9 protein-coding genes are annotated in these 12,801 nt (G+C 62.2%); 5 read left to right on the top strand and 4 right to left on the bottom strand.

What is annotated here, in order from left to right; all coding sequences use genetic code 11:
- The first annotated feature begins 58 nt into the window (after positions 1-58).
- The gene (locus M1E05_RS10955; RefSeq protein ID WP_458114003.1) at positions 59-1,165 is read left to right on the top strand and encodes a lipoate--protein ligase family protein; all 1,107 of its coding nucleotides are present in this window, start codon (positions 59-61) and stop codon (positions 1,163-1,165) included.
- A gap of 34 nt (positions 1,166-1,199) precedes the next feature.
- On the opposite strand, the gene pepN is transcribed toward M1E05_RS10955, so the two are convergent.
- A complete protein-coding gene (gene pepN / locus M1E05_RS10950; RefSeq protein WP_461162930.1) occupies positions 1,200-3,833 on the bottom strand; it encodes an aminopeptidase N in 2,634 nt (877 codons plus the stop codon).
- Positions 3,834-3,856: 23 nt separating this feature from the next.
- Positions 3,857-4,867 carry a YeiH family protein gene (locus tag M1E05_RS10945; protein ID WP_461162929.1) on the bottom strand — a complete coding sequence of 337 codons (1,011 nt, stop codon included), beginning with the start codon at positions 4,865-4,867 and terminating at the stop codon, positions 3,857-3,859.
- A 188-nt stretch (positions 4,868-5,055) separates the two neighbouring features.
- Here M1E05_RS10945 and M1E05_RS10940 point away from each other — a divergent pair, with 188 nt between their 5' ends.
- The 4 genes from M1E05_RS10940 to M1E05_RS10925 all read left to right on the top strand — a co-directional run bounded on the left by M1E05_RS10940 (position 5,056) and on the right by M1E05_RS10925 (position 10,291).
- Positions 5,056-6,615, top strand: coding sequence for a circularly permuted type 2 ATP-grasp protein (locus M1E05_RS10940; RefSeq protein ID WP_458114000.1), 1,560 nt, complete (start codon positions 5,056-5,058; stop codon positions 6,613-6,615).
- 66 nt (positions 6,616-6,681) lie between these two features.
- Positions 6,682-7,608: an alpha-E domain-containing protein gene (locus M1E05_RS10935; protein ID WP_461162928.1), complete on the top strand. Its 927-nt coding sequence runs from the start codon at positions 6,682-6,684 to the stop codon at positions 7,606-7,608.
- On the top strand, positions 7,605-8,456 hold the full coding sequence (locus tag M1E05_RS10930) for a transglutaminase family protein (protein WP_461162927.1): 852 nt from the start codon (positions 7,605-7,607) through the stop codon (positions 8,454-8,456). The genes M1E05_RS10935 and M1E05_RS10930 overlap by 4 nt, the downstream gene beginning before the upstream one ends.
- A 125-nt stretch (positions 8,457-8,581) precedes the next feature.
- Positions 8,582-10,291 (top strand): GAF domain-containing sensor histidine kinase, encoded by a 1,710-nt coding sequence (locus M1E05_RS10925; protein ID WP_458113998.1) that lies wholly within the window; start codon positions 8,582-8,584, stop codon positions 10,289-10,291.
- A gap of 23 nt (positions 10,292-10,314) precedes the next feature.
- Here the strand turns inward: M1E05_RS10925 and M1E05_RS10920 are convergent, their stop codons facing one another.
- Positions 10,315-11,034, bottom strand: coding sequence for a response regulator (locus M1E05_RS10920; protein ID WP_461162926.1), 720 nt, complete (start codon positions 11,032-11,034; stop codon positions 10,315-10,317).
- A gap of 294 nt (positions 11,035-11,328) precedes the next feature.
- On the bottom strand, positions 11,329-12,780 hold the full coding sequence (locus M1E05_RS10915; protein WP_458113996.1) for an SDR family NAD(P)-dependent oxidoreductase: 1,452 nt from the start codon (positions 12,778-12,780) through the stop codon (positions 11,329-11,331).
- Positions 12,781-12,801 lie beyond the last annotated feature (21 nt).

Raw genomic sequence — 12,801 nt, 5'->3', positions numbered from 1 at the left:
AAAAAGCCCGCACCGGCAACGGTGCGGGCTTTTGCGTTCCTGGGGCAGGATGGGAGGTATGACTTTCCAGCCTGAAACCGGCCCCGCAGACGACCAGAGCGACGGCGGTTCCCGCCGGCATGGAGAGTACAAGGTGCCCGGCGGCAAACTCGTGGTGGTGGACTTCGACGTCCACAACGGCCGCCTTGCCAACGTTTCCGTGAGCGGGGACTTCTTCCTCGAGCCGGACGAGGCCCTGCTGGACATCAACAGGGCCCTGACCGGGCTGCCCGAGGACGCGGGTGCAGGCGACATCGCATCGGTGATCACCGCCGCGCTTCGGGAGGATGCAGCACTTTTCGGTTTCTCGGCCGCAGCGGTGGCCGTAGCGGTCAGAAGGGCCCTGGCGAAGGCGACCTCCTGGTCCGACCATCATTGGAACGTCATCGCACCCGTAATCCTGCCGACGCACGTCAACGTTGCCCTCGATGAAGTCCTCACGGAGGAAGTAGGAGCGGGACGGCGGAATCCCACCCTGCGGTTCTGGGAATGGGAAGAACCGTCCGTTGTGATCGGGAGCTTCCAGTCGGTGCGGAACGAGATAGAGCCCGACGGCGTTGCGCGCCATGGCGTAACGGTGGTCCGCAGGATCAGTGGCGGGGGAGCGATGTTCATGGAAGCAGGGAACTGCATCACCTACTCGCTCTACCTGCCTCAAACCCTGGTGGACGGCATGAGCTTCGCCGATTCCTACAGCTTCCTGGACGCCTGGGTCCTGGCGGCATTGGAGAAACTCGGTATCAGTGCCTTTTATGTGCCCCTCAACGACATCGCCACTGACCAGGGCAAAATCGGCGGGGCAGCCCAAAAGAGGCTCGCGAACGGCGGAATGCTCCATCACGTCACCATGAGTTACGACATCGACGCAGACAAGATGGTGGAAGTGCTCCGGATCGGCAAGGAGAAACTCTCCGACAAAGGAACCCGCAGTGCCAAGAAACGGGTGGATCCCCTCCGCCGCCAGACCGGACTGGCCCGCCGCGAAATCATCGAGGCGATGATCGAGGTCTTCACCGAGCGCTACTCGGCAACCCCTTCAGAGCTGACTAAAGCGGAACTCGAGGCGGCGCACCAGCGGGTGGAAGCCAAGTTCGGCACGCACGGATGGCTGCACCGGGTTCCGTAGAAAATCCTGCCGTTCTCAGCGGTCAAGACGGCAGTCACGGAGCAACCGACGCTGTTTTTGCTGCACGGGCCTGGGCCGCGAGTGCACGATGCAAATGGCTCCGCTGCTCCATAATGATCCGGCGAAGTGCTGCGGGGACTCCTGCCCGCCGGGCGAGCCAGTCGTCGGCGCGGACAATCACAGGATGGGCTTCCGGATCAGTGATATTGCCACCAAGGTCCTGCCCCAACGGGAAGAGTCCGCGGACGATCCGCGTGGCTATTTCGATGCTTCGTTCGGCCCACACTTGCTCCAGGCAGGAGAAGTAGGGCTCCACATAGTCATCCAGAAGCCCAGCCGGTGCCGTATTGAAACCGGCGATGGTGGCGCTGAGGAGTTGGTTGGACAGTGAGCTTCCGTTGACTGCCTGGTCCCAGGCCACTGCCTTTGCTGCCGGCTCAGGGCGGGCCGCCATGGCAGTGGCATGCCCGGCACGCCCTGATGCCGTTTTATCCCGGGCCAGTTCGCTGTCCAACTGCGTCGGGCCGGCCTGCCCCTGGGCAGCCAGGGCGTGCCAGAGATTCCAGCGAAGATCAGCGTCAACGGCCAGTCCCTCCGGCACGGAACTGCCCTCGAGGAGGTTCCTGAGCAGTTGGAGCTGCCCGGCGTCCCTGCGACTGATCTCGGCCACGATGCGGGCCCATTCGAGCTGCTGGTCCGAGCCAGGAGCCGCCGCTTGTAGTTCAGCCGCGGCAGCAGCCAGAAACCGGCTCCGCGCCGATTCCCTGTCGATCGCCGGGATGTAACGCTCCAGGGCGGTACCTGCATTGTTCAGCACCGTCGACAGAACACCACTGCCGGTCTCTGACGGCGCAAAGGCAAGCACGGCGTCAACGTATCCGGCTGCCGGGGCGACGCCATCGCGCGCAGAATCCCACAGGGCGGTCCAGCAAAGGGCCCGTGCCATGGGGTCAGGAATGGTATGGAGGGAGGCACGAACCGTGGCCTCGGAGGCAGGATCGAGCCTGACCTTGGCATAGCTCAGGTCATCATCATTGACCAGCAGGAGTGCCGGCCGACGCTTGCCCTCAAGCTCGGGAACATGGGTCCGGTGCCCTTTTATGTCAACGTCTATGCTGTCCGTACGCACCAAGGCGCCAGTGCCGTCAAAGTCGTAGAGGCCCAGCCGCAGGCGGTGCGGCCGCAGTTCTTCATGTCCCGTCACAGGGTCCTCCGCCTCCTGGACGAGGTTCACAGAAGCGAGGACGCCGTCGTGCTCCTCAAACTCTGCCCGGACGGTGGAGATCCCGGACGTCTGGAGCCACTGCTGCGCCCAGGTGCCAAGGTCACGGCCGGAGGCTGTGCTCAGGGCGGCAAGCAGGTCAGTCAGCGAGGTATTTCCGAAAGCATGATCCCGAAAGTATTGGCGGGAACCGGCAATGAAGGCGTCAAAGCCCACGTATGCCACGAGCTGTTTGAGCACTGAAGCGCCCTTGGCATAGGTGATGCCGTCAAAGTTCTGTTTCGCCGCTTCGAGGTCGGGGATGTCTGCGACGATCGGGTGCGTCGTGGGGAGCTGGTCCTGGACATACGCCCAGGCTTTGCGTTTGTTGGCGAAATTCACCCAGGCGGTGTCCCAGTGCGTTGCGCGGTCAACACCGAGAGTTCCCATGTAATCCGCGAAGGATTCCTTGAGCCACAAATCGTCCCACCAGCTCATCGTGACGAGGTCGCCGAACCACATATGGGCCATTTCGTGGAGCAGCGTATTTGCCCTGCCCTGATACTGGGCATCGGTGGCGCGGGACCTGAAAATGTAATTCTCCGTGAAAGTCACCAGTCCCGGGTTTTCCATCGCGCCCAGGTTGTATTCCGGAACGAAGGCCTGGTCATATTTGCCCCAGGGGTACGGGTATCCGAAGAGATCGTTGAAGAATGCCAGGCCACTCTTCGTCAGGCGGAAAAGTTCGGCGGTGTCAAAGGATGCAGCCATCGACATTCGGCAGTACAGCGCCAGGGGGATCTCGAGGTGTGTCCCGTCGCTTGCTGCGCCACTCCAGTGGTCCACGGCACGGAAATAGGGTCCGGCGAGGACTGTGGTGATGTACGTGGACATGGGTTTTGTCGGGGAAAAGTCCCAGCGGCTCGTGGCGGGGTCTCCCGAAAGGGGCACGGAGCTGCTTTCGGCGCCGTTGGACGCCACAAGCCATCCTGTCGGCGCCAGGACGTGGAAGGTGAATTGCGCCTTGAGATCAGGCTGTTCGAAGTTGGCGAACGCTCGCCTGGCATCGGCAGGCTCGTACTGCGTGTAGAGGTAGCACTGGCCGTCTGCCGGGTCGAAGAAGCGGTGCATTCCTTCGCCGGAACTGCTGTAGAGGGCCGTGCCGGTGACTGTTACCTGGTTCTCCGCCTCAAGGTTGTCCAACCGGATCCGCGCGCCGTCCACGACGTCCCCGACGAGCAGGTCCTTGCCATTCAGCACAACGCTGTGGATTTCCCCGCCAATGAAATCAAGGAAGGTGGATGCTCCGGGTTCGGACGCGGAGAAGCTGATGACGCTTCGACTCGGATACCCGGCAACATCGGGGTTTGGTGCCTGCGAGACATCCAGCGAAACGTCGTAGCTCCGGGTAGTGATCAGGGCTGACCGTTTTGCCGCTTCATCCCGCTGCAGATTCTCATTTGACACCCAGCTATTGAATCACGACAGCATCACGACAGAATCATGAGCAGGGCCGCACCGAGCCCCAGCACAGCAATGAGGAACCACGAGGCAAGAGCCGCCAGCAGCGCTCTGGAGCCGGTGTGGAGAAGCGTCCGGATCCGCACGGTCGATCCGAGTCCGAAAAGAGCCATACCGAGCAGGAGTTCCTGAAGCGCATTCCCCACGTCCAGCCATCCCGGGGAGAGCCATCCTGTGGACCTCAGGACCATCATGGCCAGGAATCCCAGTACGAAGAGGGGCACCAGGGGAGGGAACGCCCCGTCGCCGGATACAAAACCACCGGCGGCGGCACCCGGCAGCTTTCTGGAGGCCCTCCTGGAGGCAAACCGTTGCTGGAGTCCGGCCGCGGCAACCATTGGGGCCAGCAGGATGACCCTTGTCAGTTTGACGACGACGGCGATTGCCAAGGCGGACGTTCCTGCCGTCTGCGCTGTTGCCACCACCTGGCCAACGTCGTGGACTGATGCGCCCGTCCAGGCTCCGAAAACCTCGGGGGAGAGCCGCAACGGATGGGTCAAAAGCGGAAGCACTCCGATCGCCAAAGTACCGCACAGGGTCACGAGCGCCACGGGCAGGACGGTGTCCACGTGACGGATACGCCGGACGGCAGCCATGGCTCCGATGGCCGAGGCGCCGCAGATGGAGAAACCGGTGGCGATCAAAAGCGAAGCCTCCCTCGAAAGCCTGAATATTCGCGATATGCCATACGTGCCGGCGAAGCTTGCCAGGACTACGGCGGCGATGAGCAGCAATGCGGTCCAACCAAGGCCGAGCACCTCTGGCACACTCACTTTGAGGCCGAGGACCACAATTCCCGCCCGCATCAGGTGCTTGCCGGAAAAGTCCAGGCCAGGCCTCGCACGGCCAGCCACCCAGGTTCCCGACCCGGGGAAGTTCGCGGCAAGAAGTCCCAGGACAACAGCCAGTGTCATGGCCGGGAGGGCGGGGATGACGGCGTGCAGGGCGAAGGCGGCAGCCACCGCCGGCAAGCCAGTCAACAGTCCTGGCAGCAGCCTCGTGAGCTGCCATCTCGTATGACCGGCAGGGAATGCGGAGAAACTGGGCGGTGGCACTCACCTACCATGCCGGAAGGGTGCAGTAAAACACGAACCGGGCTCAGGTCCTCAACACGCCACAATGGGACGCGGTAATGATTTCGCAACAAAAAGATGGTTGGCTATTGGACATGTCTGACCTATTCCAGGATTACTCCGCAGCCGCAGGGCGCAGCGGCGCCTACGACGAGATGTTCGCGCCCGGCCAGCTGGCGCGCGAATCATACGGTCAGGTGGCTGACGCGCTGAGCGAATTGTCCCTCGCCGATGTCAGCGCCCGTGCGGATTCGATGGCAAGGACCTTCCTGGACCGCGGCGTGACGTTCGACTACGCAGGTGAGGAGCGGCCGTTTCCCCTGGACATCGTCCCCCGGGTAATCCCGGCAGATGAGTGGAGCGTCCTCGAAAGGGGAGTGGCGCAGCGGGTCCGCGCCCTCGAAGCATTCCTCAACGACGTCTACGACAAAATGACGGTGGTTGCGGATGGCGTCATTCCACGACAGCTGATCACCACGAGCGCTCACTTCCACCGCCAAGTACACGGCTTCGAGCCCGCTGGTGGCGTACGCGTTCATATCTCAGGCATTGACGTGGTCCGCGACGCTGAGGGGACGTTCCGGGTGCTGGAGGACAACGTACGTGTCCCCTCAGGCGTCAGCTATGTCCTCGAAAACCGCCGGGCGATGGCGAAGGGGCTTCCCGAAGCCTTTGGCCAGCAGCTCATCAGGCCGGTGGAGGAGTACCCGCGCCGTCTCCTTTCTGCCCTGCGCAAGACCGCACCGTCCGGCGTCGACGATCCCACAGTTGTTGTCCTCACACCGGGTGTCTTCAACAGCGCCTACTTTGAGCACACCCTGCTGGCCGGCCTGATGGGTGTCGAGCTCGTTGAGGGCCGTGACCTGATCTGCCGCGGCAACAGGGTCTACATGCGTACCACTGCCGGCGAACAGCGCGTGGACGTGATCTATAAGCGTATCGACGACGAATTCCTGGACCCGTTGCAGTTCCGCTCGGATTCCATGCTCGGCTGTCCCGGCCTGGTGAATGCTGCCAGGGCAGGCGGAGTGACCATCGCCAACGCGGTGGGCAATGGAGTGGCCGACGACAAGCTTGTCTACAGCTACGTTCCGGACCTCATCCGGTACTACCTCAACGAAGAACCGGTTATTGCAAACGTGGATACCTTCAGGCTCGAGGAGAAGGAAGCCAGGGAACACGTCCTGGACCGGCTGCACGAGCTGGTCGTCAAACCGGTAGACGGTTCGGGAGGAAAGGGCCTGGTCATCGGTCCGGACGCCTCCAAAGACGAACTTGAGGCACTTCGCAAACGTGTCATCGCCGACCCCCGCGGCTGGATTGCCCAACCAGTGCTTCAGCTGTCCACGGTTCCTACGCTCAGCGGTGATAGGTTTGGTCCCCGGCACGTTGATCTCCGCCCTTTTGCTGTCAACGATGGCGACGACGTCTGGGTGCTCCCCGGCGGTCTCACCCGTGTGGCGCTCAAGGAAGGGTCGCTGATCGTCAACTCCAGCCAGGGCGGCGGCTCCAAGGACACCTGGGTGCTCGCGGATTCCCCACAGGTCCCCGTGGAAACCCTGCCGCGTCCCACTATTACCGTTCGCGAACGCGTATCAGTCTGGCCCGTGGAAAGCAACTGGCGCGATCGCCAGAGCGAGCAGCAGCAGCAATGAGCCGGACCGTTGACGTGAACGTACTTCCCCCAACACAGATTTCGGACCCGCAGGAGGTAACCGCGAATGCTTAGCCGAATTGCCGAGTCCCTTTTCTGGATCGGGCGCTACGTCGAACGGGCAGACGGTACAGCCCGCATCCTTGACGTCCACTTGGAGCGGCTTAACCACCTGCCTATGGAGGAGCAGCACAGCGTCGCCCAGGCGCTACTGGCCGTCATGGGTGCCCGGCCTCAAAGCGAAGAGTTCGGGCTCAACGAGCTTCTGCATGCCTTGGCTTATGACAAGCACAGTGCCACCTCCATCGCCGGCTCCCTGGGAGCTGCACGGGAGAACGCCCGGCGCGCCCGGGAGACTGTCTCGTCAGGACTTTGGGAGAGCCTCAACACCACGTACTACGGGCTCAACCAGCACCGTAAAGACGTCGTGGGGACGTACCGTTTCTGCAACTGGGTGCTGGAGCGTACGGCCATGGTCAGCGGCCTCGCTGACACCACCGTGAGCCATGACGACAGCTGGCTGTTCCTCGTCCTTGGCAGATCCCTGGAACGCGCCGATATGACTGCCCGCATGCTTTCCACCCGGGATGTCCTGTCGGCCGGCATGTCCTGGGTCAACATGCTCCGCTGCGCCGGTGCCTATGAATCTTTTCTCCGCACCCGGCGGGCGGCCTTCGGCGACCAGCACGCCGCCGAATTCCTGCTGCTGGACAGGTTGTTCCCGCGGTCCATTGTGTACGCGCTGCGAGATGCCGATGAATGCCTTGCCAAGCTGGATCCGTCAGCCCAACGTGTCGGATTCATCAACGACGCCCGCCGGATCGTGGGCCAGGCGCGCACATTCCTGGAGTTCCACCGCACTGATGACCTGATGTCCGAGCTGCCCGAACACATGGAGCGCGTCCAGAAGGCGGTCTCCCAGGCATCGGACGCCATATCCCGTAAATACTTCAATCAGGCGGACGAACTTGCCTGGGTGGGAGAAGTTTCATGACCCGTCTCACGATCGTCCACAAGACCGGCTACAAGTACAACAAGCGGGTCACGCTGTCCTACAACGAAGCCCGGATGACGCCACTGACTGATCCGCAGCAGGTAGTCCTGGAATCGTCCATGAAGGTCTCTCCAAGCCAGGCCGCCGTCAGCAGCTATCGCGACTACTGGGGTACCCGGGTCACAGCGTTCGATGTGCAGATGCCGCACGAGCATCTGGAGGTCCTGTCCACCACCACGGTAGAAATCCATCGGGTGGAACGGGTTCCGTCCGAAGCTGACCTCGTTGGCTGGGAAGTGCTGACCGAGTCCGAAACGCTGAACAGGTTCAGCGACTGGATCCCGCAGTCCCAGCTCACCGGACCGGGAACCGAAGTCCTGGGCATCATCCCCGGTGTCGTCGCCGGCCTCTCGCCGCATGAAGCGGCCCTTGCCATCTTTGAATGGATGCGCGGCGAGATGACGTACATGAAGGGCACCACTGGCGTGACCACAAACGCCGAGGAAGCCTGGACCCAGCGCCAGGGTGTGTGCCAGGACCTGGCGCACCTCGCGATTGGTGCACTGCGCAGTTGCGGTGTCCCCGCCCGGTACGTCTCCGGTTACCTTCACCCTCGTTCGACGGCGGAAATCGGCGAGGCTGTGGCCGGCCAGTCCCACGCGTGGCTGGAGTGGTGGGACGGAGAATGGCGCAGTTGGGATCCGACCAACCATAAGCCGGCGGGCGACTTCCACGTCACCGTTGCCCGGGGCCGGGACTACCGTGATGTACCGCCCCTGAAGGGGATCCTGTCAGGTGGCGGCGGGTCGGCACTCAATGTCAGCGTGGAGATCACCCGGTTCGCCTGACTCGATGACTGCTGCTTAGCTCTTCGACGTTGTCGTCCTGTTCGGAGGACTGCAGGAAACCCGGCACGGAGTATTCTGACACCAGAGGCGGGGCACAGTTCCGCCGCAAGGAATTGGGGTCGGAGATGCATGAGGACGACGACGCCGCCCAGCCATATGTTTCAGGGAGCCTTCGGATCGAAGACCTCCTGAAGGATTTTGTTTCCAGGGCGGGCGAGCTTCTCCAGTCTCAGGAACGGATGGCAGGGCTCCTCGAAGCAGTCGTAGCGGTAGCCGAAGACCTCAGCCTGGATGCCGTGCTTGAGCGGGTTGTTCAATCCGCCTGCCGGCTCCTCCATGCCCGTTACGGCGCCCTCGGTGTCATTGGCGAAAATCAGGCCCTCAGCACCTTTGTCAGTGTGGGGATCGACGGCGAACTGGAGCGCCAGCTAGGCCCGCCTCCCATAGGGCACGGCGTGTTGGGCCTCCTGATCCGGGATCCGCGCCCCCTTCGCCTCCACGACCTCCGGCAACATCCGGAGGCTTACGGTTTCCCTGAGCACCACCCGTCAATGCGGACCTTCCTGGGTGTTCCCGTACGGGTCCGTGGTGTCGTTTTTGGCAACCTGTACCTGACTGAGAAGCACGGTGGCGGTGATTTCACGGTCGAGGATGAGGAACTTGCGATGGCGCTGGCCGCCGCCGCGGGGGTGGCGATAGAAAACGCCCGGCTCTACGACGACGCCCGGCGTCGGGCCCTGTGGCTGGAGGCGTGCATGGAGGTCTCGGGCCTGATGTTGGGCAGCGACCACTACTACTCCTCTGGAGGCCTGGATCCTATTGCCGACCGTGCCCTCCACGAATCCGGGTCAGTACTGGCTCTCATCGCTGCGCCCTCGGAGGATGGGACCGAATATATTGTGGCGGGCGCCGCGGGTAAGCACTCCGCCCAGTACCAGGGCAAGCGGCTTGAACTCGACGTTAAGAAGCTCGAGGGCGTGCTTCATGGTGGGGATCCCGTTGTTTTCGACAAGACGGCCGAAGTGCTTGGCCCTGTCAGCCTGACAGCGAAAGGCCCGCTCCTCGCCGTCGCTCTCAGTACCCAGGGCGCGCATCACGGGCTGTTGTTGCTGATGCGCGACGGCGGCCAGGGTCCGTATTCCCGCACGGATGTGGAGATGGGAGCAGTGTTCGGATCCCACGTTGCGCTGGCCCTTGAGTTGGCGCGCGTCCACAGACTCCGGGAGCAGCTGATCGTATTCACCGACCGGGACAGGATTGCCAGGGACCTGCACGACCTCGTCATCCAGCGGCTTTTTGCCGCAGGCCTCAGCGTCCAGAGCCTCAATCGCTTTACGGGGGATGCCCGGGCGCTGGAACGCATCCGTGCCATCACCGGAGAGTTGGATGAGGTCATCAGAAGCCTTCGCGACACCATCTATTTCCTCAGGACAAGCGGAGGGGAATCAGAGCCCCTCAGCAGCAGAATCCGTCAACTCGCCATGAGCGCAGCCAAGTCATTGCCCTTCTCACCCGGCCTAACTATCCGGGGACCGGTGGATTCTCTGGCAGGGGAGATTGCGGACAATATAGTCGCTGTGGTGTCGGAGGGACTGAGCAATGCCATCCGGCATTCCGGTGCGGGATCCATCGAGGTCTCGGTGACTGTCGGAGACGGACGGGCTGTGGTTGCCATTGCTGACGATGGTATTGGTTTTACCGAGCTCAAGCGACGAAACGGCCTCACAAACATGGAGGACCGGGCGCAGCTGATGGGCGGCACCTGCACGATCTCCAGTGGAGAAGGAACGGGCACCAGGCTGGAGTGGTCAGTACCCGTACAGCCCGGCCCATGAAGTCCCGTTTGAAGGGTGGACTCTTACTTGCCGGGTGTGGTCCCGGGAGAGGCCATGGCGGTTTTGTTCGCGGTTTTATTGGCGATGTATACGGCGGCCTGTGTGCGGCGTTCGAATCCGAGCTTAGCCAAAAGGGACGAAACGTAGTTCTTGACGGTTTTTTCCGCGAGGAACATTTCCGCTGCTATTTGCCGGTTGGTCAGGCCGCCGCCAACAAGTTCAAGAACGCGCTGTTCCTGTGGGGTCAGCGCGGAAACATTAGGGTCTGGCGGGGAAAACGAGACCAGTTTCTGAACCGTACTGGCAACCACGCCGTGCTCGAACAGTGACTCCCCGGCAGCGGCACGCCTGAGCGCTCCGATGAGATCCGTCCCGCCGATTTCTTTGAGGACGTACCCCCGGGCTCCTGCCAAGATCGCCCCGCGCAAGGCCTGCTCGTCGTCGTAACTTGTCAGGATGAGGCAATTGATCGTCGGATCGATTGAGCGGACGTCCCTGCAAACCTCAATGCCTGTGCCATCGGGAAGCCTGGCATCGAGAACACAGACGTCAGGCCGCAGGGCCGGAATGCGTCTGGTCGCCTCCACAGCGGAGCCCGAACTGCCCACCACCAGAAATCCTTCGTCCTCCAGCAGTTCCTGGAGGCCGCGTCGTACCAGTTCGTGATCATCGAGAATAAAAACCCGGATCAGGTCCGGTGCCTGGGCTGGTACATCTGATGGGCTGTCTTGACGAGGAAGCATGATCCTTCTGTCCGGCCACGTTGGCCATCTCCGAGTGAACAGGACTTCCGCTGCTTAGGGGCTCACGGAAGGCACTGCGATGGGGCTTCATTGTCGCCGCCCGATGAAAAAACAATAAGGTTCCCCGTCAGGCTCTGCAATTCTCGGTCACCGGAGATTGGCGGACAAGGGCCGTTGGTCCTGCTATTCAAAAGTGGATCGACGGCATCGGTGACCCTGATGTTCCACCCGTTATCTACTGCACCCTACCGGTTTCTGCCGAGCGGGGTCCGGGGACCCACGCCTCTTGTCGGTTCACCAGGGACTTGGCCGGTAATCCTTGAGGAAGACGCCGTATTGGTCCTCCCCGTTCTCGCCCATCACGATCGGATCGTAGACACGGGCGGCGCCGTCCACCAGGTCCAAGGGTGCGTGGAACCCTTCCTCCATCAAGCGCACTTTAGTGAAGTGGGGGCGCTCATCCGTTATCCAGCCCGTATCCACTGCAGTCATCAGAATGCCGTCCGTTTCCAGCATTTCCTGAGCACTGGTGCGGGTCATCATGTTCAGAGCAGCCTTGGCCATGTTCGTGTGGGGGTGGCCGGGGCCCTTGTACGCACGGGAGAACTGCCCCTCCATCGCAGAGACGTTCACGATGTACTTACGGTGGGCAGTCGACCGCTTCATGGCCTCACGGAGCCTGCTGACGAGCAGGAAGGGCGCCGTCACGTTGCAGAGCTGAACCTCAAGCATTTCCAGCGGATCCACCTCGTCCACCACCTGGGTCCAGCTGTTGATGGTCGCGAGATCGGGGACCAGCCCGCCGGCGTCGATCGCTGTTCCTGATGCGATCCTCTCCAATGACGCGGAACCGGTGGAGAGTGCAAGGGACGTAATGGCATCGCCGGCAAGGACCGGATGCTCCAGAACACTGCTTGCTAACGCCAGCGGATGTTTGTCATGGGCGTGGCCGAAGGTGACAAGCTCCGGGCCGCCGTTGGCGGCCTCCAACGCAACAGGCAAGGCCTCGTCCTCAGCGTCCACCAGCGGCTTGTAGGCGTTTCCGGTCCGTCGGACGGTCTGTGCGGCGTTGTTGATGATGATGTCCAGGGGACCGGCTTCATTCAATGAATCCGTCAGTGCCATCACCTGGGACGGGTCACGCAGGTCAATGCCCACTATCCTGAGCCGGTGCAGCCAGTCCCCGCTGTCCTCCATGGCAGCGAACCTGCGGGCAGCATCCTTGGGGAACCGGGTGGTGATGGTCGTGTGGGCACCGTCCCTGAGGAGCCGAAGCGCAATGTACATGCCAATCTTCGCCCGGCCGCCGGTCAGGAGTGCCCTGCGGCCGGTGAGGTCGGTCCTGGCGTCCCGTTTGCCATGGTTGAAAGCGGCGCACTCGGGACACAGCTGATGGTAAAAAGAGTCCACCTGGGTGTAGTGCTGCTTGCAGATGTAGCAGGGACGGGACCTGATCAGGTGCCCTGCCACTTTGCCAGTGGCAGAAGGTTCCAGTTTGTTGCCCCGGGTCTCGTCATCTATCCGGTCCGGGGCTGCAGTTGCAGTTTGCGCAATCACGGCCCGGTCTGCTTCGGAGATCAAATCCCGTTTGGTGACCCGGCGGTGCCTTTTGACAGCTTTGAACATTTTTCCGGTGGCGCGGCGCACCGAGACATAGTCCGGGTGCTCTTCGTCATAGGCGTGAATGGTGTTCAGAACCTTGAGGCAGGCCTGGATTTCCTCAGGCGTCAGATCGGGGGAGTTCATTGTTCCGATTTTACAGCCTGA

The sequence above is a fragment of the Arthrobacter sp. R4-81 genome, from assembly GCF_054792365.1.
The sequence above is the reverse complement of the archived record's forward strand: the minus strand, read 5'-3'. Positions and strand labels throughout refer to the sequence as shown.